Annotated in this window: 21 protein-coding genes; 20 read left to right on the top strand and 1 reads right to left on the bottom strand. The window is 69.9% G+C overall.

Annotated elements, in window-relative coordinates; all coding sequences use genetic code 11:
• Nucleotides 1-12: 12 nt before the first annotated feature.
• The 14 genes from ACIHAR_RS31400 (at nucleotide 13) to ACIHAR_RS31335 (ending at nucleotide 11729) form a co-directional block, all read left to right on the top strand.
• Nucleotides 13-906: a hypothetical protein gene (locus tag ACIHAR_RS31400; RefSeq protein ID WP_365461342.1), complete on the top strand. Its 894-nt coding sequence runs from the start codon at nucleotides 13-15 to the stop codon at nucleotides 904-906.
• Nucleotides 907-971: 65 nt separating this feature from the next.
• Nucleotides 972-1679, top strand: coding sequence for a Flp pilus assembly protein CpaB (gene cpaB, locus ACIHAR_RS31395; protein ID WP_365461344.1), 708 nt, complete (start codon nucleotides 972-974; stop codon nucleotides 1677-1679).
• A gap of 12 nt (nucleotides 1680-1691) precedes the next feature.
• The gene (locus ACIHAR_RS31390) at nucleotides 1692-2948 is read left to right on the top strand and encodes a CpaE family protein (RefSeq protein WP_400022794.1); all 1257 of its coding nucleotides are present in this window, start codon (nucleotides 1692-1694) and stop codon (nucleotides 2946-2948) included.
• A gap of 89 nt (nucleotides 2949-3037) precedes the next feature.
• A complete protein-coding gene (locus tag ACIHAR_RS31385) occupies nucleotides 3038-3364 on the top strand; it encodes a pilus assembly protein (RefSeq protein WP_365461465.1) in 327 nt (108 codons plus the stop codon).
• Between the two features lies 1 nt (nucleotide 3365).
• Nucleotides 3366-3800, top strand: coding sequence for a TadE family protein (locus ACIHAR_RS31380; protein ID WP_400022793.1), 435 nt, complete (start codon nucleotides 3366-3368; stop codon nucleotides 3798-3800).
• A 24-nt stretch (nucleotides 3801-3824) separates the two neighbouring features.
• Nucleotides 3825-5162 (top strand): CpaF family protein, encoded by a 1338-nt coding sequence (locus ACIHAR_RS31375; RefSeq protein ID WP_365461350.1) that lies wholly within the window; start codon nucleotides 3825-3827, stop codon nucleotides 5160-5162.
• A 24-nt stretch (nucleotides 5163-5186) separates the two neighbouring features.
• A complete protein-coding gene (locus tag ACIHAR_RS31370) occupies nucleotides 5187-6131 on the top strand; it encodes a type II secretion system F family protein (RefSeq protein WP_400022792.1) in 945 nt (314 codons plus the stop codon).
• Nucleotides 6132-6154: 23 nt separating this feature from the next.
• Nucleotides 6155-7042 (top strand): DUF5936 domain-containing protein, encoded by an 888-nt coding sequence (locus tag ACIHAR_RS31365; protein ID WP_400022791.1) that lies wholly within the window; start codon nucleotides 6155-6157, stop codon nucleotides 7040-7042.
• Nucleotides 7043-7348: 306 nt separating this feature from the next.
• A complete protein-coding gene (locus ACIHAR_RS31360; protein ID WP_400022834.1) occupies nucleotides 7349-8734 on the top strand; it encodes a sensor histidine kinase in 1386 nt (461 codons plus the stop codon).
• A 50-nt stretch (nucleotides 8735-8784) separates the two neighbouring features.
• Nucleotides 8785-9534 (top strand): response regulator, encoded by a 750-nt coding sequence (locus ACIHAR_RS31355; protein WP_400022790.1) that lies wholly within the window; start codon nucleotides 8785-8787, stop codon nucleotides 9532-9534.
• 114 nt (nucleotides 9535-9648) lie between these two features.
• Nucleotides 9649-9885, top strand: coding sequence for a Flp family type IVb pilin (locus ACIHAR_RS31350; protein WP_400022789.1), 237 nt, complete (start codon nucleotides 9649-9651; stop codon nucleotides 9883-9885).
• A 50-nt stretch (nucleotides 9886-9935) separates the two neighbouring features.
• The gene (locus ACIHAR_RS31345; protein WP_400022788.1) at nucleotides 9936-10475 is read left to right on the top strand and encodes a pilus assembly protein TadG-related protein; all 540 of its coding nucleotides are present in this window, start codon (nucleotides 9936-9938) and stop codon (nucleotides 10473-10475) included.
• 34 nt (nucleotides 10476-10509) lie between these two features.
• Nucleotides 10510-11094 carry a hypothetical protein gene (locus ACIHAR_RS31340; RefSeq protein WP_400022787.1) on the top strand — a complete coding sequence of 195 codons (585 nt, stop codon included), beginning with the start codon at nucleotides 10510-10512 and terminating at the stop codon, nucleotides 11092-11094.
• 8 nt (nucleotides 11095-11102) lie between these two features.
• Nucleotides 11103-11729 carry an OmpA family protein gene (locus ACIHAR_RS31335; RefSeq protein WP_400022786.1) on the top strand — a complete coding sequence of 209 codons (627 nt, stop codon included), beginning with the start codon at nucleotides 11103-11105 and terminating at the stop codon, nucleotides 11727-11729.
• A 771-nt stretch (nucleotides 11730-12500) separates the two neighbouring features.
• On the opposite strand, the gene ACIHAR_RS31330 is transcribed toward ACIHAR_RS31335, so the two are convergent.
• Complete coding sequence (locus ACIHAR_RS31330) at nucleotides 12501-12863, bottom strand: DUF192 domain-containing protein (RefSeq protein WP_400022785.1); 363 nt, start codon at nucleotides 12861-12863, stop codon at nucleotides 12501-12503.
• Between the two features lie 297 nt (nucleotides 12864-13160).
• Here ACIHAR_RS31330 and ACIHAR_RS31325 point away from each other — a divergent pair, with 297 nt between their 5' ends.
• The 6 genes from ACIHAR_RS31325 (at nucleotide 13161) to ACIHAR_RS31300 (ending at nucleotide 18780) form a co-directional block, all read left to right on the top strand.
• Nucleotides 13161-13418 carry a hypothetical protein gene (locus ACIHAR_RS31325; protein WP_400022784.1) on the top strand — a complete coding sequence of 86 codons (258 nt, stop codon included), beginning with the start codon at nucleotides 13161-13163 and terminating at the stop codon, nucleotides 13416-13418.
• Nucleotides 13419-13610: 192 nt separating this feature from the next.
• Complete coding sequence (locus tag ACIHAR_RS31320; protein WP_400022783.1) at nucleotides 13611-14090, top strand: hypothetical protein; 480 nt, start codon at nucleotides 13611-13613, stop codon at nucleotides 14088-14090.
• A 10-nt stretch (nucleotides 14091-14100) separates the two neighbouring features.
• A complete protein-coding gene (locus ACIHAR_RS31315; RefSeq protein ID WP_400022782.1) occupies nucleotides 14101-16395 on the top strand; it encodes a hypothetical protein in 2295 nt (764 codons plus the stop codon).
• Nucleotides 16392-17021 carry a hypothetical protein gene (locus ACIHAR_RS31310; RefSeq protein ID WP_400022781.1) on the top strand — a complete coding sequence of 210 codons (630 nt, stop codon included), beginning with the start codon at nucleotides 16392-16394 and terminating at the stop codon, nucleotides 17019-17021. Before ACIHAR_RS31315 ends, ACIHAR_RS31310 begins: the two co-directional genes overlap by 4 nt.
• A gap of 78 nt (nucleotides 17022-17099) precedes the next feature.
• The gene (locus ACIHAR_RS31305; protein WP_400022780.1) at nucleotides 17100-17978 is read left to right on the top strand and encodes an LLM class flavin-dependent oxidoreductase; all 879 of its coding nucleotides are present in this window, start codon (nucleotides 17100-17102) and stop codon (nucleotides 17976-17978) included.
• Between the two features lie 10 nt (nucleotides 17979-17988).
• The gene (locus ACIHAR_RS31300; RefSeq protein ID WP_400022779.1) at nucleotides 17989-18780 is read left to right on the top strand and encodes a class I SAM-dependent methyltransferase; all 792 of its coding nucleotides are present in this window, start codon (nucleotides 17989-17991) and stop codon (nucleotides 18778-18780) included.
• Nucleotides 18781-18866 lie beyond the last annotated feature (86 nt).

Below are 18866 nucleotides of genomic sequence, written 5' to 3'. Positions count from 1 at the left end.
GGGGAGCTGCGCGTGCCAACAGCCATTGCCGTGACCGGTGCCGACCTGGCGCTGCCACCACAGGACGAGCGGACCCTGCCCGCCGCCGTCCTCGACGGCCTGGACCGCCGGCCCCTCGACCAGGCCGTCGCCGACGTCCAGATGCTGCTGGAGCAGCACGGGCACCTGATCGTCGTGTACTCGCGGGCCGTCCCCGCGGCCGTCGAACACCGGCTGCACACCATCCGCTCCCTGCTGGAGAGCGACCGCATCGCCCTGTTCCGGCCCGACCTGCCCCCGCTCGGACTCGCCGTCCTGGCCCGCCAGTTGCGCCAGCTCGCCTCCTGCGACCTCGGCCCCGGCGTCCTCGCCTCCGCGGGCCGCCTGCTCACCCACTACATCCACGCGGGAGCCCTCCTCTCCTCCGTCGCCCGCCTCGACCGGATCCCCGTCGGCCTGAAGTCGCACGCCAGGTCCTGGGTTCCCGGCAGCCAGTTCGGGGTGCTCGCCCACCCCACGCCGCAGTTGGTGAAGGTGAGTCCCGAAACCACCCTGCCGGGTCCGGAGTTCGGCACCTGGATGCTGGTCGCCCGGGGACAGCTCACCTCCGACTGGGTCACCGGCACCCTCGCCCCCGCCTGGAAGGTCCAGGGCCTGCGCGAGACCGAGCCGCCCGCCGAGTCCGCCGACTGGTGGGGCACCGGCAGACTCGTCGAGTTCTGCGCCTACCTGCCCGACCTGTCCGTCCTCTACCAACTGGTCACCTCCGTCCGGCAGACCGTCTGCCACTGGTGCGGCATCGACGTCATCGGCGACCGCTGCGTCTTCTGCTCCGCCACCCCGCCTCCCGACTCCGAGACCGCACACCCCGTCCGCGCGCTCACCTCGGGCGGCGGCCGGCACCGCGCGCTCACCGCCGGCGGCTGAACCAGGACCACCGCTCCGACCGAACCCGTCCGCTCGACCCGACCCCCAACGAGGTTGCACGGTTCATGAACTCCCGTCAGCGCCGCGGCGTGATCCTCCTGCTCCTGTCGGTGTTGTGCGCCCTCGGCGCCTTCGCCGGCGTCCTCTCCGTCATCGACGACGTGGAGTCCAAGGTCGGCCCCGAGGTCGCCGCGTACCGGCTCAGGTCCGACATAGCGCCCTACACCCCGCTGACCACAGGACAGTTCGAGAAGATCGAGATGCCGGAGCGCTGGCTCTCGAGGAACGCGGTGACCGACCTCGCCGCCATCCGCGGAAAGATCGCCGTGACGACCCTCAAGAAGGGATCGCTGCTGCAGAGCGACATGATCGTCGAGCAGCCCGCCCTCCAGCCCGGACAGCAGGAGGTCGCCATCATGATCGACGCGGCGACCGGTGTCGCCGGCAAGATCACCCCGGGATCGTCCGTCAACGTCTACGCGACCTTCGAGGGCGCCAAGGACACCGACCCCGACCAGTCGAAGATCATCGTCACCAACGCCCGCGTCCTCGACGTCGGCGAGCTGACCGCCCTCGAACCCGACGCCGACGACCGCGGGCAGCGGCCCACCGACGCGGTCCCCATCACCTTCGCGCTGTCCACCCTCGACGCCCAGCGCATCACCTACGCCGAGTCCTTCGCCAAGCGCGTCCGGCTGGCGCTGGTGGCGCCCGGCACCGACACCGCGGTCCCCGAACAGGACCGTACGTACGAACTCGCCACGGACAAGTGAGAGGCCGCCGCCATGCCCACGAGGATCCTCCCGGCCGTCGGCGACCCGGACGCGGTCCGCTCCCTCACCACCCTGCTCAGTCAGCTCCCCGACGCCGAACCGGTCACCCCGGTCGCCGACTCCACCCAGCTGGTCGACACCCTCGCCCGCCTCGCCGCCGAGTCGGCCGACGAACTGCCCGAGGTCGTGATCGTCCACGAACGCATCGGCCCCGTACCCGCGCTGGAGCTGGTCCGCGAGGTCGCCCTGCGCTTCCCGGCGGTCGGCGTCATCCTCGTCACCACCGACGCCGGCCCCGCCCTCTTCTCCGCCGCCATGGACTCCGGCGCCCGCGGCCTGGTCACCCTGCCCCTGAACTACGAGGAGCTGGCCAACCGCGTCCAGGCCGTCGCCCAGTGGTCGGTCGGCGTACGACGCCATCTGGGCCACGGCGGCGACGTGTTCACCGGCGCCGGCGGCACCGTCGTGACCGTGAGCGGCGCGAAGGGAGGCGTGGGCGCGACCCTCACGGCCGTCCAGCTCGCCCTGGCCGCCCAGGCGTCCGGCCGCCCCACCGCCCTGGTCGACATGGACCTCCAGACCGGTGACATCGCCTCCTACCTGGACGTCCAGTTCCGCCGCTCGGTCGTCGACCTGGCCGCCATCGCCGACATCTCGCCCCGCATCCTCGCCGAGGCCGTCTTCCGCCACGACACCGGCGTGGCCCTCCTCCTCGCCCCCGGCGAGGGCGAGCGCGGCGAGGAGGTCACCGACCGCGCCACCCGCCAGATCGTCAGCGCCCTGCGCTCCCGCTACGAGGTCGTCGTCATCGACTGCGGCGCCCAGCTCGGCGGGGCCGGCGCGGCCGCCGTGGAGATGGCCGACATGGCGCTGCTCGTCACGACCCCGGACGTGGTGGCGGTGCGGGGCGCCAAGCGCACCGTCCGCATGTGGGACCGCCTCCAGGTCCGCAAGGCCGAGGAGACCACCGTCGTGGTCAACCGCCACAGCCGCGCCACCGAGATCCAGCCCTCCCTCATCCGGAAGATCACCGGCACGGCCGTCGCCACGACCACGATCCCCGCCCACTTCAAGGAGCTCCAGGCCGCGGTCGACGCCGGCCGCGTCCACGCCCTCGACGCCAAGGGCAGCGTCCGTCAGGCGATGTGGGCGCTCGCGGGAGAACTGGGCCTGGTCCAGGTGCCGGAGGACGCCCTGCAGCGCAGAGCCGGACGGGCCGCGCGGGGCGGGGACCGGGGGCCTGCGGGCTTCCGGCGGAGGAGGGACTGACGGTGTCTTCACCAGCCGCGCGAGGTGTGTCGTTCCGGGGCGGGCCCAGAGCCCGCGACCGGGGCCAGGTCACCATCGAGTTCCTCGGCATGACCCCGCTGATCATCGTGACCCTGGTGGTGGTGTGGCAGTTCGTGCTGGTGGGGTACACCTTCACGCTCGCGGGGAATGCCGCCGACGAGGCGGTGCGGGCGGGGACGGCGGCGCATCGGGGGGAGCGGGACGCGGCCTGCCGACAGGCCGGCCTGGACAAGCTGGGGGATGCGTGGAGGGGGAACGCCGACGTGACCTGCGGCGGCACCGGCTATGTGAGGGCGGAGGTCACGCTGCGCGTCCCCGTCCTCTTCCCGGGCCTGATCGACTTCCCGTTCCCGGTGCGCGGCCACGCCGGCGCCGTAGAGGAAGAGGACGACTGAGATGTCGTACGACGGACGCGGCAGACGTGACCGGGGCTCAGCACGGGGAAGCCGGCGGGGGAGCGAAAGCAACCGGGGCCGAAGGCGGGCGACCGGAGGGGACCGCGGCCAGGTCGCCCTGGAGTACCTGGGCTTCCTCCCGATCCTCCTCCTGGTCGCCCTGGGCGCCGTACAACTCGGCCTGATCGCGTACACCGCCCAGCAGGCGGGCACGGCGGCCCGGGCGGGAGCCCGCAGCGCGTCCCTCGACCAGGGGGCCGACGGAGCCTGCCGGAACGCCGTCAGCCCCTGGCTGGCCGACGGCACGAGTTGTACGAGCGCGAGCCTGGGCGACGAGGTCCGGGTCACCTCCAGCATCACCATCCCGTCCGTCATCCCCGGCATCGGGGACTTCGGCCGGGCGAGCAAGACGGCCACGATGCCGGTCGACCACTGAGGCCATCGAAGGAAGGCACCGGACATGAGCCTGCGCGCACGCATCACCTCCCCGGAGGAGACGGGCAGCCGTGGCGAGGACGGCCACCTGGTCGCCTCCTACCGCGCCAAGCTGCTGGAGGAGATCGACCTCGCGGAGATGAGCTCGCTGGCCGCGGCCGAGCGCAGGGCCCGCCTGGAGCGGGTGCTGGGCCACATCATCAGCCGCGAGGGCCCCGTGCTGTCGACGGTGGAGCGCTCCCAGCTGATCCGCAGGGTGGTCGACGAGGCCCTCGGCCTCGGCATCCTGGAGCCGCTCCTGGAGGACGCGTCGATCACGGAGATCATGGTGAACGGCCCGGACGCGATCTTCGTGGAGCGGGCGGGCCGGGTGGAACAGCTGCCGCTCCGGTTCGCGTCCGACGACCAGTTGATGCAGACCATCGAGCGCATCGTCTCGACGGTCAACCGCCGCGTCGACGAGACCAACCCGATGGTCGACGCGCGCCTGCCGTCGGGCGAACGCGTGAACGTGATCATCCCCCCGCTGTCCCTGACCGGCCCCACCCTCACCATCCGCCGCTTCCCGCGCTCCTTCACCCTCCACGAACTGACCGGCTTCGGGTCGCTGGACGAGCACATGGTGTACCTGCTGGCCGGCCTGGTGCAGGCGAAGTTCAACGTGATCGTGTCCGGCGCGACGGGCACGGGCAAGACGACCCTGCTGAACGCCCTCTCCGGCCTCATCCCCGAAGGCGAACGCATCATCACCATCGAGGACTCGGCCGAACTCCAGCTCCAGCAGTCCCACGTGATCCGCCTGGAGTCCCGCCCGCCGAACGTCGAGGGCAAGGGCCGCATCACCATCCGCGACCTGGTCCGCAACTCGCTGCGCATGCGCCCGGACCGGATCGTGGTGGGCGAGGTACGCGGCGGCGAGTCGCTCGACATGCTGCAGGCCATGTCGACGGGGCACGACGGCTCCCTGGCCACGGTGCACGCCAACAGCGCGGAGGACGCGCTGATGCGCCTGCAGACCCTGGCCTCCATGTCCGACGTGGAGATTCCCTTCGTCGCCCTCCACGACCAGATCAACAGCGCCGTGGACGTCATCATCCAGCTCACCCGCTTCGCGGACGGGGCACGGCGGGTGACGGAGATCGCCCTCCTCGACAGCCACGGCGGAGAGCCGTACCGCCTCGCGACGATCGCCCGCTTCAACGCCCGGCCGATGGCGGCGGACGGCCGGATCCACGGCGTTTTCGAGTACTTCCCGCTCCCGCGCCGCGCCGCCGACCGCCTCTACATGGCGAGCCAGCCCATCCCGCAGGCCTTCGGTGTGGCCCGCACGTTCGACGAACTGACGACCCGCGAAGCCCGGTAGACAGGACAGGCAGGACACCGCCCCATGGATCTGAACAACCTGATCGCCCTCACCACCGGCGTGACCCTCCTGACCTGCGTCCTGGCCGTCGCGGGCGTCCACACCTACGCCAGGGGGCGCGCCCAGCGGGCGGCCCTGGTCGACCGTCTCTCCGCCACCGGCCGGATCCCGCTCACCGGCCGCAGGCGCCGCTTCCGCACCCTGGACCGGCGTCTGCGCGGTACGCGGCTGGGCCGCAGGCTGGAGCTGAAGCTGGCGGCGACCGGCCTGGACGTGACGCCGGGCGAGTTCTTCGCGTACATGCTGGCGGCCGTGGCGGCCCTGTGGCTGATCGGCCAGGCCACTTTGGCCCCGTTCTTCGGCCCCCTGGCCGGCCTCCTCGGCGTCTGGGCGGCGTGGCAGTTCCTCACCTGGCAGCGCCAGAAACGCATCGAGCGCTTCATCAACCAACTCCCCGAACTGGCCCGCATCCTGGCCAACGCCACCCAGGCCGGCCTCGCCCTGCGCACCGCGATCGGCATGGCGGCGGAGGAGCTGGAGGCACCGGCCGGCGAGGAACTGGCCAAGGTCGCCGACCAGTTGGCCGTCGGCCACTCCCTGGACGACGCCCTCGGCGAGCTGGCGGACCGTCTCCCGTCCCGGGAGCTGGTCGTCCTCGTCACGACCCTCGTCCTCTCCAACCGGGCGGGCGGACAGGTGGTGGGGGCGCTGCGGAACCTGACGGAGACCCTGGAGGAGCGGAAGGAGACACGGCGGGAGGTGCGGACGCAGTTGTCGCAGGTCAACATGACGTCGTACGCCGTGCCCGTGCTGGGCGTCGGCGCGCTGTTCCTCATGAACAGCGTCGAGGACGGCACCCTCGACCGCATGACGGGCTCACCCGTCGGCCAGGCCGCCGTGATCATCGCCTTCGGCCTCTACGCCGTCGGCTTCCTCCTCATCCGCCGCATGTCCCGCATCGACGTCTGAGGCCAGGGGAGGAAACCCGCGCCATGGAACTGCTGCTCGCACTCGTCATGGGCCTCAGCGTCTGGGGCTTCTTCACCGGCCTGCGCATGTACCGCGCCGACGCCAAACTGCCCCCCGACCTCGCACTGGCCCTGGAAGTCGGTTCCACCCGCACCGGCGCGGTCGGCTCCCTCATCGACCGCCTCGGCATGCGGTACGCCCCCGCGGTCCTGCGGCTGATGGGCCCCGGGCAGGTCGCCAGGTACCGGCGCAGGATCGACCTCGCCGGCAACCCCGGCGGCCTGACGATCGACCGCTACGCGGCCCGGCGCGCGGTCTACGGGACGGTCGGCGCCGTCGGCGGCCTGGTCGCGCTCCTCCAGGGCAGCTTCTTCCTCGCCCTCCTCATGGTCGCCTTCGGAGCGTTCTGGTCCGAGGTCGGCATCTGGTCCGCGATCCGGGTGCGCAAGGACGCGATCGAACGGACGCTGCCGGACTTCCTGGACGTGCTCGCCGTCGTGGTGAGCGCGGGCCTCGGCTTCCGCCAGGCCCTCGACCGGGTGGCGTCCCGGTACGAGGGCCCGTGGGCGGACGAGATCCGCATCACGCTCCGCCAGATGGACCTCGGGATGAGCCGCCGTGAGGCCTTCGCCGAACTGCGCCGCCGCAACGACTCCGAGCAGGTCGCCATGTTCGTGACGGCACTCCAGCAGGGCGAGGAACTGGGCGCCCCGATCGTGGACACCCTCGTCTCCATCGCCAAGGACATGCGCCGCACGGACGCGCAGAACGCCCGCCGCAAGGCGGCCCGCGCGGTCCCCAAGGCCACGCTGATGATCACGACGTTCATGGTCCCGGCCACGATGCTCCTCCTCGGCGCGGGCATGCTGCTCGGCTCCGGGACCGACTTCAGCTCCATCACGGGCGAGTAGGCGGGCGGGGCGATGGCCATGACGACACCCCTGAAGGGACGCGGCGGACTGCTCAGGCGTCGCCGCCCGACCGGAGCGGACGGCACGCCGGTTCCCACTCGGACGCAGGATCCCGTCGCCGGCCCATCGCACCGCGCCCCTGAGCGGGAGGCGAAGCGGGAGAGGGGGCTGGACGCGGGGCTGTATGCGGGGCTGGACTCGACCTCGGAGACGGACCCGACCCCGACTGGGGGCGCGGCCCAGGACGCGGACCCGACCTCCTCGACTTCGGGCGCGGCCCCGTACACGACTTCGGCCGCGGTCACTTTGGACGCGGACTCGACCCCGCCCTTGGCCGCGGCTCTGAACGCGACTCCGGCCGCGGCCCCGAACGCGTCTGCGGACACGAACGCGTCTGCGGCCCCGAACGCGTCTGCGGACACGACTCCGGACGTCCCGAGCGGACCGCGGAACCCGCCACCCCCCATCCCCCTCCAGATCAACGCCCTCCAGGCGATGTGCCGCCAGGTCTTCGGCTTCCGCCTCGCCATGATCGCCCTGGCCGCCCCCGCCGCCCTCCTCAACGCGTCCCCCGGCCTCGGAGTCCGCCTGGTGGGGGCGGCCGTGGTCGTCACCTTCATGGGCTCGTACGTCCTCTTCCGCGACTGGGAGCGCTTCGGTCCGCTTCTCCTGCGCCACCCCACCCTCCTGGCCGTGGACACCGTCTTCGGCACCCTGCTGCTGATCTCCGCCGGCCCGGACACCACCCTCGCCTACGTCAGCGTCTGCACCCCGCTCCTCGCCGGCATCGTCTACGGCTGGCGGGGCGCCGCCTGCTTCGCCTCCCTCCAGTCGCTCATCCTGCTGCTGGTCCACGCGACCCTGGAGCACGCGTCGGGCGCCGGCCTCGCCGAGAGGCTGCTGCTTCCCGGCCTGTGCGTCATCACCGGTGCTGTCGGCTCCACCCTGCGCAACCTGATGCTCCGCTTCGGCACCGCCACCCACGCCCTCACCACCGTCAAGGCCCGCCTCGCCGTCACCGAGGCCGTCGCCGCCGAACGCGCCCGGCTGGCCCGCGAGATGCACGACTCCGTCGCCAAGACCCTGCACGGCGTGGCCCTCGCCGCGGACGGCCTGGCCCGCTCGGCGGGAGCCGCGACCATGGACCCGGCCCGCGTACGGCAGCAAGCCGCACTGATCGCCCGCGCCGCACGCCGCGCGGCCGCCGAATCGCGCGAACTCCTCACCGACCTCCGCCGGGAGACGGACCCGACACAGGGCATCGACGTCCTGTCCGAACTCGCGGCCCGCACCGAGGCCTTCGCCGCACGCACGGGCCTGACAGCCACCCACGACCGCACAGGAGACCGCACCACGCTCCTCGTGCCACCGGCGGCGGCCCGCCACCTCCTCACGATCGCCTCGGAGGCCATGGAGAACGCCCACCGGCACGCGGACGCGACCCGTGTCGAGGTACGAGCAGGGGTCCACGGCGGCCTGCTCACCGTGAGCGTCCTGGACGACGGACGCGGCTTCCCACCCGGCGCCACCCTCGATCAGCTCCGCCGCGCCGGGCACTTCGGGGTCGTCGGCATGGCGGAGAGGGCGGCCTCCGTCGGCGCCCGCATCAGCATCGGCCGCGGCCCGCACGCCCGGGGCACGGAGGTGTCCCTGCACCTCCCGCTCGCGGCCCTCCCGCCACCGACCCCGTGACCGGCACGCCGTACCCGACCCACCCCCACCCCACGAGAGGAGGCCGCCCGATGCACCGAGAGGCCCTTCCGGTACCGCCCGTGTCCCCGCCGGTGCGCGTGGTCGTGGCCGACGACAACCCGGTGGTCCGCGCGGGCCTCACCGCGCTGCTCTCCAGCCACGAGGACGTGATGGTCGTCGCGGAGGCAGCCGACGGCCGCGAGGCCCACGAGGCCGCCCTGCAGCATCGTCCCGACGTCGTCCTCCTGGACGTCCGCATGCCCGGTGTGGACGGCCTCGCGGCCCTTCCCCACCTGGTGCGGATCGCCCCGGTCCTGATGCTCACGTACAGCGGCGAGTCCGAGATCGTCGAGGAGGCCGTGCGCCGAGGGGCGGGCGGCTACCTGGTCCACGGCGAGTTCACCGTGGAGGAACTGCTGACCGCGGTGCGGGACATCACCCAGGGCCGCGCCCACTTCACCCCCACCGCGGCGACAGCGGTACTCGCCCAGCTGCGATCGAGTGCTACTGCACATGCTGACGCATCCTCACCACCCCCAGTTTTCACGACTTCTCCAAAACGACTTTCGCAACTGCAACCGACTGTGGGACAGTCGCGTCGGGAGTTCCAACTCAGCGCGAGGGAGGCGGAGATCATGGACCTGATCGCATCAGGGATGACCAACCAGCAGATCGCCGCCACCTGCTTCATCAGCGAGAAAACGGTCAAGAACCACATCAACCGCATCTTCGCCAAGCTGCACAGCAGCAGCCGCGCCGAGGCCACGGCCAAGTGGCTGGGAACGGCGGTGACGTCGTGAGACGCCACCGGCCCTCCCCTTGGGCCCGGAATTGGGCCCTGGGACCCTCTGCCGAGGCCTCCGTTCCGCCTTACGTTCCTCGGGCCGACAGCGCCACCAACGGAGAGGAACGCCATGAGCGACCTGATGCTGAAGACCGCCGTCGCGGCCAAGGTCCGGGTGAGCGGCTGGACGAACACCACAGCGGCCGCCCTGCGGCGCCGCGCGGCCGACGACAGGGGTCAGACCGCGGTCGAGTATCTCGGGATCATCGCGGTGGTGGTGGCGATCGTGGTGTTGATCGCGAACACGAACCTGGGACAGACGATCGTCGACAAGCTCAGGGCTCAGATCTCCAAGGTGGCTCCCTGACCCGATCCCGCATCCACGGCGACGCAGGGCAGGTCTTCCCCATCTACATCATGGTGGTGGCGGGCCTGCTCTTTCTCGCGTTCGCGTACTTCGCGGTCGGCCAGGCGGCGGTGAACAGGAACGGAGCCCAGACCGCAGCCGACGCGGCGGCACTGGCGGCAGCCCAGGAGACCAGGGACCAACTCGCCGCCCAGTGGCTGCTGGACGTCCTCGATCCCACGAAGTGGCAGGGCATCTTCGACGGCAACGGAGCGAGCGACTCGTGCTGGCGGGCGGCGCAGCTCGCGGCACTGAACGACGCCGGCAACGTTCAATGCGCGCCCGAGGGTCTTCTGGCATACAGAGTCACGGTCCAGGCGAACAAGTCCGCCGGTCAGTCCGTCATTCCGGACACGAGCACGACGAGGGCACACGCCTCCGCCACTGCCGTGATCGAGCCGCTGTGCACCTTCGAACTCCCTGGTGAGGACGCCGAGGACGACGTACTGCCAAGCCTCACCTGCGACGACAGGGACTGGACCTTGGACCCGGAAGACCTGACTGATCTACCGGGGCCCGAGGACCTCTTCGATGTGCATCTGGCCGACTGACGTGCGAGCGACGAGTGGAGAAGGAAGCAGAGTGATGAGCATGCGGTTCACCGCGATGGCCCGCAGGGGGATGGTTGCGCTGGCCGCTGCGACCGGGCTGGCCCTCGGTGCGGCCGCCTGCAGCGGCGGCGGGGGCGACGACGACAAGAAGCCGCAGAGCTCGGCCTCCGCCTCACAGGGCAGTGGATCGCAGCCGAGCGCGCAGGAGGGCAAGACCGGCACACTCCTGGCGGAAGTGAAAGGCCCGAGTGGACTCCTCCTGCAGATCACCTCCGCCACGCGCGACTCCGGTGGCTTCGTCACCGTGAATGGAGCCCTCAAGAACGACAGCGGGACGGAAGCGGTGATTCCGTCCGCGTTGAGCGGCAACGAGACCGAGATCATCAACAACGGACTGTCCCTCGGTGGCGCCACCCTCGTCGACTCCAAGAGCAAGAAGCGCTACTACGTCCTGCGCGACACAGAAGGCCGCCCCCTGACGACCACGGGCTTCTCGACACTCAAGGCCGGGGAATCGATCGACGTGTTCCTGCAGTTCCCGTCGCCGCCCGCCGACACGACCGACGTCTCCTTCCAGCTCCCGCTGTTCCCCAGCGCGGTCATCAAGATCTCCGGGTGAGGCCGGTCATGATCCGCACCCGGACGACGTACGCTCCCCTCACCCTGGCGGTGGTCACCGCGACGCTTGTGATCGTGGGACCGGCCCCCGCCCGAGCCGACGACCCCAGCGTCCCCCCTGGGACCGAGCCCACCGCCACGGCTCCCGTCGACGTCGACCCCAACGACCCCGACCTCAAGCTCCCCGAGGGCGCCACCCTCGCCGAGCCCAAGGTTCTGGACATCAAGCAGGTGGTCGAGGACCAGAGCGGTGACGAACGCCGGGAGGACACCAACGCGGACGTGACGTTCGCCCTCCAGGCGGAGGTGCTCTTCGGCAAGGACAGTGCCAAGCTGAGCGCCGAGGCGAAGGCCCGCATCGCCGTGATCGCCGCGGAGATCAGCAAGCAGAACGCCACCCGGGTCCGCGTCTTCGGCTTCACGGACAACCTCGGGTCCTCCGCCCACGGGGACGTCCTGTCCAAGCAGCGCGCCAACGCCGTCCAGGCCGCCCTCGCCGGCGACCTGAACAACCCCGGCATCATCTTCGAGGTACGCGGCTACGGCGAGCAGTTCCCCATCGCCGACAACTCCACCGAGGCCGGCCGCAAGAAGAACCGCCGAGTGGAGGTCACGTTCCCGCGGACAGCGAGCTGAAGGAAGCGGCGGCGGGGAGACCCCTCGATTCCTGAGAAAGCCGTACTCAGGCGCCCGGTGGGTCTGGGGGCGGTGGTGGGGGTGGCACCCGTGGCTGGGCCGCCCGCGCGACGGGCGGCGGAGGAGGCGGCCCGTCGGGCGCCTGAAAACGCTGCCGGGGCGGTGGCGTTGACCCGGCCGGGGGGCGGTGGAGGGGGCGGCGGGGGTGGGGGCTCGACGAACACCGACATCATCGGTCCGCCGCTGCGCAACCGCTGGATGGTCCGCTCGGCGCGGCGGCGGGCGAGGGGGCTGTCATCCCCTCGGTAGATGAGGAGCCAGCCGAACCTGCGGCGGTTGACGCAAGAGACCAGCCGGTAGCCGAGCTGATGGGCGATCTCCTCGTTCCGGCGCATCTGCGCAGCGGCCGCAAAGCGGCCGATCCGCAGCTCAGCCTCACCACGGCCGTCGAAGTACTTGACGATCTTCTCGTCCTCCATAGTTCCCCCTCAGCTGTCCTTGTAGTGGAACCTCCCCCCTCGCACGTCGTCCGGTGTAGGCCTCTCAAGCGGGCGGTCATGACCGGGCACCGCAGCTCCGTGCAGTCCGCAGTTACGCCACCGGTCCTCACGTGCTGCCTTGATCGTCTCGTGGCGTCGACGGCCGAGCTCCGTACGTGAGGCATCGGCTGCCACTGGCCGGAGCGCGAGGTGTGGTCCAGTGGGAGCCATGACGATGTAAGCGTTGGCCACCGACATGGAAATTTTGGCGAGAATGCTCACCGAGACGCCGTCAGTCAACAGCCTCGATCTCAATCCCGACACCCACCCGCACTCCCCACCCCTTCATAACCCCCGCCCCCGCCTCCAGCACGTGCCGGGCCCGCAGCCGGGGCATGCCCAGGCGGCCGGGGGGCATGGTGCGGACGGCAAGGACTCTCATCCTCCGATCGAGGTACGCCACGTCGATCGGCATCCGCATCCCGAAGGTGTGCACGCTGTTGGCGGGCGTCAGAAGCATCGCCCCGTCGACGGAGTCCCGCCCGAGCAGCCCTTTCCGGCGAGCGCGGTAGGAGGCGGCGATCTCCACGGGGACCCGGAGGCCGGCCTCCCCGCCCACGACGAGTTTCCCCCGCCCGTCACGCCAGCGCGTCATGCCCCGTCTCCCCTCCGCCGTCTCGCTACCCCTCGGCACCGTAGCGAGCCGGACGCGAAGAGGTGGCCGTCGTGTGCGGAAGATCGTCCTAATGATGTCGGTGTCTCGTGACGGGTACGTCGAGGAGCCGGACCGAGACATCTCCTCGCACCGCGTCGACGACGAACTTCACCACCACTTCAACGACACCAACCGACAACTCGGCGGCCTGCTTCGCGGCCGGGTCACCTACGACCTCATGGCCGCCTTGTGGCCCACGGCCGACGCCGACCCCAAGTCACACCGTATACGGCAGAGTTGGCCACCCTCTGGAGGGACATCCCGAAGTACGTCTACTCCCGTACGGTGGAACACGCCGACTGGAACACCACCGTCGTGCGGCAAGTTCTTCCGGAGGAGGTACGGGCCCTCAGGATCAACCCGGTGGCGATCTGGGCCCTCGGCGAAGGCATACCCCTCTTTCCGCAGACCGACGCGACGACCGCCGTCCACCTCACCGAGTCCCACACCTTCGGCAACGGCGTCATCCTGCTGCGTTACGGGGTGGACGGCTGACGGCACCCAACCGTCGGCAATCTTGGCTGGATAACTACGCGTTGTGCGCCGGTCGTCACTGCAGCCCCATCGTTTCGTGGATTAAAGTCCGCGCAAAGGGCCCGCAATCAGTTGCGCGTGGCCACCGCTTGCCCGGCGCTTCAGGCGCATCGCGAGCACGGCGGGAACGGGGAGCTATGGGAGGGCACACGCATGGCGTGGGGCGAATGGGAGCAGCTGAAGGCCGACGCGGCTGAGCGCGGTTCGACGCAGATGCGGCTCAACCAACTGCCCGCCGAAGGTGGCGGAGACGGCGGTACCCAAGCTGACCTGGTCGTCAACCAGGACGACCTCGGCGCCGTAGGCCATGACGCGCACAGCCTCTACGAGGACCTGCGGGTCGGGGCGGACATCGTCGGCGCGGGTTCGAACAAGGATGGCACGGGGTCCACGGGCCAGGCCGCGGCAGCATTGAAGTCGCACGGCTTTGAAACGGGCAGTGCCTTGGAGACGACGGTCGACATCTGGACGTCGCAGCTCAACACGGTGCTGCAGGCCTGCGCCCACATCTCCGACCACCTCGACTTCAGTAAGAAGCTGCATGCCCAGGAGGACGCCAAGATCGGCGCCGTGATCCTCGGCAGCGACGGTGGTGCCCTACCCGTGTCCGAGATCAGCAAGTACTTCAAGTAAGGGCTGACTGATGGCTCTCACATACATGGACCTGGTCGAGGTCGATCTCGGCAAGCTCGGCACCGCGGTCTCCGACTGGAAGAACAGCGTGGACGCGCTCAAGACCGCGGCGGAGAGTGCCCGCGACGGCATGCAGGCCAAGTCGGACAAGGCCCGGTGGGCCGGTGCGAACGCGACGGTGACACGGGAGTTCGTAGCCAAGACGGCGAAGGAGATCGCTGACCTGCACACCGAGGCCGGCAGCATCCACAGGGTGCTTGTCGACGGCCACACGGAGCTCGTCGCGCTTCAGAAGAAGATCAGGGCCGCCGTCGAGCAGGACGCCCCGAACCTCGGGGTCCGCGTCGAGGACATCGGCGAGGGAAAGGTCCGCTGCTTCTTCCCGCACATCCGGGGAGACAGCGACGACCGCACACAGGAACAGCTCGACGCCCAGCAGGAGCTGGAGGACCGCATCAACCGGCTCGTCGCGCACGCCTCCGAGATCGATTCCTCGCTGGCTCGCGCGTTGGCGAAGAGCCACGGGGGCGACAAGCACAACGCGGGTCACAAGTCGTACGAGTCCCTCGACGACGCCCAGGCCGAGCGTGCGGCTGAAATTGCGAAGCTCGGGCCGGAGATGAGCGACAGGCAGTACATGGAGCTCAACTCCATCATGAGGTTCAACGTCAGGGATGCGGACTTCTCCACGGACTTCTACAAGTCGCTCGGCGGCCCCAAGGAGGCTTTGGAGTTCTACGGACGCATGTCGCTGGACGGCACGATGGGCGACGACAAGAAGCGGCTCGCCCTCACTAGGCAGCTCCAGCGCAACATGGGCCTGGCCCTTGCTTCCGCGACCGACCCCGACAACAGGTCCCATCTGCCGGGGAGCTGGGCGTCGGACTTCCGCAAGCTGGGCACGCAGCGGGTCGAGCTCTACCCTGGGGCCGGCAGATCCCCGTACGGCTACCAGCTGCTGGGCGGAATGCTGCGCTACGGCAATTACGACGCGAGGTTCATCAACCCCATCGCCGAGCACGTCGTGCAGCTGCACAAGAAGGACCCTTACCGGTTCATGGACAACAAGCCCATGGCCCCCGGGTCCGACCTCGACTGGGGCTTCAACCCGTCGGGCAAGAACGGTGCCGGCTACGACCCGCTGACCAGCGTCCTGGAAGGGCTCGGCCACAGCCCCGAGGCCGCGAAGAAGTTCTTCACCGACCCGCCGACCGCCTACAAGGAGGACGGCACGGTCGACAAGAACGCCACGCTTGGCTTCGACTCGTACTTCGATGAGCTGACGAAAAACGACTTCGAGTGGGCTCCCGACAGCCTGGCCCATGCCGGCAGCGACGAGGCAAAGCACGCGCGAGAGAGTGGCCCGGACGCTCTGGGGCACGCGCTGGAGGCTGCAACGACAGGAGGGGCGTGGGATGCGGAGCCGCCAGAGCTGCATCGGGACGAGCAGACCTGGAAGATCATGGAGAAGGTGGTCCTCCGCTTCAACGTCACGGACGCGGACGGGCCGCACGAGGTGATGAAGGACAGCCTGGCCCGCATGGGCGCGGCGTACATCGACGACCTCAACTACTCGATCATGGACTTCGGTGGCTCCGGCGACCCATTGGAGCGTGAGACGCTTTTCGGACACAGCAGCGACGGTTCGACGCGCAATTCCTTCGGCGAGCAGCAAGCGCGGAACTTCATGATGCTGGTGGCAGGCGACGAGGACGGCTACAAGACGCTGACCTCAGCTCAACAGTTGTACATGGCGAGTGGCCTTGCAGCGTTCGAGAACAACCAGGACAACGGGGTTGCCTTCGCCCAGAATGCCGCCAAGGTGCATGGGATTCTCGATGAATCGCGGTCCCATGGGATCCGTGAGGAGTTCAAGAATTCGGAAGGCGCCCAGCAATTGGCCCGGGATCAGAACGGGGAATGGCGTAAGTCGCTTGTCAGCGGAGGAGTCACCGTGGCGGTGACTGTTGGAGCCGCGATGCTCGTCGGTCCTGCAGCGGGAGTCGTGGCCGCAACCGCCGTTCCGCTGGTGATGGAGTCCGCCGGGTCGGCGGTCAGCACCGCTTACGGTACCCACACGATGGAGTACTTGAAGGATAATGAGTACAAAAACGACCCGGAGGCGCTTCTCGCCGTGCAGGACGTGGAGGAGATCGGAGAGCGAGCGGTCACGCAACCCGTCTTGAACTATGCCCAGGCCACAGGAATGAACAACGCGGAGTCCCGCGCACTGATCAACGAGATCGAGCAGTCCTACCTGGCGGGGAAAACCGTCATCTCGAACAACGAGAAGGTGTCGTCGTGAGGTCTCTGATCCGGGTTGCCTGGTGTGGTGCGCTAGCGTCCTCGGTTTTGTTGACCGCTTGCTCGGATGGGCAAGCTCTGAGCGAGAAGTACCCAACGCAGTGGAAGACCTGTAACACCCTGTTCGGCGCCAAGAACATGGAATCGCTGCGGGACATCGTCGGACCCGATGACCTCAAACTCGCCAACAGTGCCCTTTCCGTGGACGAGCTCAAGGATGGTCTGACGGAAGAGGCGCTCGAGCCCTATGACCGAAACAAGGGATTTGACGAGTACGAGGTCTGTCGGCTTTCGGGTGATCATCGCTTCTCCGCCATGGTGGCGTGGGCCGCAGACTCCCTGAAGGCGGTGCAGACCTACACCGAGCGCTGGAATCGAGTGGGGACGGACGTCTACGTAGCCAGCAACACCCTCATCCACATGGTCTTCCGCTGCGAGATCAAGGGCGCAGCAAGCGGGCAGCAGGAGCAGGTGCTCCTCGACGTAAGGATCCCAGAGGTGAGCAGCCCGAAGTTTTCGGAAGCCTTCCATGAACAGTTGACCGTGAAGTTGGCCCGCACGCTCCGGGACGAGTTGGCTTGCGCCAACAACCCCGATATCCCGGACGACTTGGCGATCAGTGGGTGAGCGCACTCATGCGGTGTGCCGGGAGGCCTCGACCGTAATGCAGTTGTCGCCGAAACGCTGGCCCACTAGGAAGAATCCATGACCCACATCGGCGCCATCTTCCGCCCCCAACTACCCCCCGAGCGCCTCCGGACCATCGCCCGGCTCGCCGACTCCAGCGGACTCGACGAACTCTGGCTCTGGGAGGACTGCTTCCGGGAGGCCGGGGTCTCCGCGGCGGCGGCCGCGCTCGCCTGGACCGAGCGGGTGCGGGTCGGCGTCGGTCTGCTGCCCGTCCCGCTGCGCAACGTCGCCCTGACCGCGATGGAGGCCGCGACCCTGCACCGCATGTTCCCCGGCCGCGTCATCCTGGGCGTCGGCCACGGCGTCCAGGGCTGGATGGGCCAGGTCGGCGCCCGCGCCGAGTCCCCGCTGACCCTGCTGGGCGAGTACACCCTCGCCCTGCGCGGTCTGCTGAACGGAGAGCGGATCACGACCGAGGGGCGGTACGTGAAGCTGGACGACGTCGCTCTCGACTGGCCCCCGGAAGGCGGCGCCGAGGTGCTCGTCGGCGGTGTCGGGCCGCGCACGCTGCGGCTGTCCGGTGAGGTCGCGGACGGCACCGTCCTGAACGAGGTCTTCTCGCCGGACGGCGTGCGCGAGGCCCGCCGGATCATCGAGGAGGGAAGAGCGGCGGCCGGGCGCGACGCGGAGCGGCCGCACAAGGTCGTCGTCTACCTCTTCGCCGCCACCGGACCCGACGCCTCCGCCCGCCTCCAGCGCGAACTGTCCGCGACCGGCCTCACCGACGTCCCCGGCCTCGGTGTCGCCGGCGACGCCGCCCGGGTCGCCGAGACCGTCCAGCGCTTCGCCGACGCCGGCGCCGACACGGTCGTTCTCCTTCCGACCGCCGACGAGCCCGACCCCGAGGGCTTCGTCCGGTTCGCCGGGGACGACGTCCGAGCCCTGGTGAAGTGAAGGTCCGCTCATGAGCCGTCGCGACAACCGCACCTTCGAGGACCTCGTCGCCGAAGGCGCGGCCGTCCCCACCGAGGGCTGGGACTTCTCCTGGTTCGAGGGGCGTGCCACCGAGGCGCGGCCCTCCTGGGGGTACGCCGTGTCGCTGGCCGGGCGGCTGGCCGCCGCGAGCGCCGCGTTGGACGTGCAGACGGGGGGAGGGGAGGTCCTGGACTTCGCCCTCGGCCGGGCGGCGCCGACGGCCCCCGTCCTGACCGTCGCGACCGAGGGCTGGCCGGCGAACGTCGCCAAGGCCACCGCCCTGCTCCGGCCGCGCGGCATCGCCGTCGTCGCCTCCGCCGAGGACGCGCCCCTGCCCTTCGCGGACGGCACCTTCGACCTGGTCTCCAGCCGCCACCCGGTTCGGCCGCTGTGGGAGGAGATCGCCCGTGTCCTCCAGCCGGGCGGTACGTACTTCGCCCAGCACGTGGGACCGCGCAGCGTCTTCGAGCTCGTCGAGTTCTTCCTCGGGCCGCTGCCGGAGGAGGTGAGCAGCGGCCGCCACCCCGACCGGGAACGTGCCGACGCGGAGGCGGCCGGCCTGGAGGTCGTCGACCTGCGGGCCGAGCGCCTGCGCGTCGAGTTCCACGACATCGCCGCCGTCGTCCACTTCCTGCGCAAGGTGGTGTGGATGGTGCCGGGCTTCACCGTGGCGGCGTACGAGCCTCGGCTGCGCGCTCTGCACGAGCGGATCGAGTCGGAGGGCCCGTTCGTCGCCCACAGCACCCGTCACCTCTTCGAGGCCCGTAAGCCGAGCCGGTGACCCGGGCGTGCGGCCCGGCCGGCCAACGGTCCGATCACCAACTCGGTCTCCCACCCGGCCTCCCACCCGGCCTCCGATCCGACCAC

This window comes from Streptomyces sp. NPDC052016 (genome assembly GCF_044548445.1).
Lineage (GTDB): Bacteria > Actinomycetota > Actinomycetes > Streptomycetales > Streptomycetaceae > Streptomyces.
This window is presented reverse-complemented; position numbering and strand designations above follow the sequence as displayed.

What these genes read in the sequence shown, in the direction of transcription:
- cpaB (WP_365461344.1), top strand. Translation starts at nt 972, where the DNA reads ATGAACTCCCGTCAGCGCCGCGGCGTGATCCTCCTGCTCCTGTCGGTG.
- ACIHAR_RS31390 (WP_400022794.1), top strand. Translation starts at nt 1,692, where the DNA reads ATGCCCACGAGGATCCTCCCGGCCGTCGGCGACCCGGACGCGGTCCGC.
- ACIHAR_RS31385 (WP_365461465.1), top strand. Translation starts at nt 3,038, where the DNA reads ATGACCCCGCTGATCATCGTGACCCTGGTGGTGGTGTGGCAGTTCGTG.
- ACIHAR_RS31380 (WP_400022793.1), top strand. Translation starts at nt 3,366, where the DNA reads ATGTCGTACGACGGACGCGGCAGACGTGACCGGGGCTCAGCACGGGGA.
- ACIHAR_RS31375 (WP_365461350.1), top strand. Translation starts at nt 3,825, where the DNA reads ATGAGCCTGCGCGCACGCATCACCTCCCCGGAGGAGACGGGCAGCCGT.
- ACIHAR_RS31370 (WP_400022792.1), top strand. Translation starts at nt 5,187, where the DNA reads ATGGATCTGAACAACCTGATCGCCCTCACCACCGGCGTGACCCTCCTG.
- ACIHAR_RS31365 (WP_400022791.1), top strand. Translation starts at nt 6,155, where the DNA reads ATGGAACTGCTGCTCGCACTCGTCATGGGCCTCAGCGTCTGGGGCTTC.
- ACIHAR_RS31355 (WP_400022790.1), top strand. Translation starts at nt 8,785, where the DNA reads ATGCACCGAGAGGCCCTTCCGGTACCGCCCGTGTCCCCGCCGGTGCGC.
- ACIHAR_RS31350 (WP_400022789.1), top strand. Translation starts at nt 9,649, where the DNA reads ATGAGCGACCTGATGCTGAAGACCGCCGTCGCGGCCAAGGTCCGGGTG.
- ACIHAR_RS31345 (WP_400022788.1), top strand. Translation starts at nt 9,936, where the DNA reads ATGGTGGTGGCGGGCCTGCTCTTTCTCGCGTTCGCGTACTTCGCGGTC.
- ACIHAR_RS31340 (WP_400022787.1), top strand. Translation starts at nt 10,510, where the DNA reads ATGAGCATGCGGTTCACCGCGATGGCCCGCAGGGGGATGGTTGCGCTG.
- ACIHAR_RS31335 (WP_400022786.1), top strand. Translation starts at nt 11,103, where the DNA reads ATGATCCGCACCCGGACGACGTACGCTCCCCTCACCCTGGCGGTGGTC.
- ACIHAR_RS31330 (WP_400022785.1), bottom strand. Translation starts at nt 12,863, where the DNA reads ATGACGCGCTGGCGTGACGGGCGGGGGAAACTCGTCGTGGGCGGGGAG.
- ACIHAR_RS31320 (WP_400022783.1), top strand. Translation starts at nt 13,611, where the DNA reads ATGGCGTGGGGCGAATGGGAGCAGCTGAAGGCCGACGCGGCTGAGCGC.
- ACIHAR_RS31315 (WP_400022782.1), top strand. Translation starts at nt 14,101, where the DNA reads ATGGCTCTCACATACATGGACCTGGTCGAGGTCGATCTCGGCAAGCTC.
- ACIHAR_RS31305 (WP_400022780.1), top strand. Translation starts at nt 17,100, where the DNA reads ATGACCCACATCGGCGCCATCTTCCGCCCCCAACTACCCCCCGAGCGC.
- ACIHAR_RS31300 (WP_400022779.1), top strand. Translation starts at nt 17,989, where the DNA reads ATGAGCCGTCGCGACAACCGCACCTTCGAGGACCTCGTCGCCGAAGGC.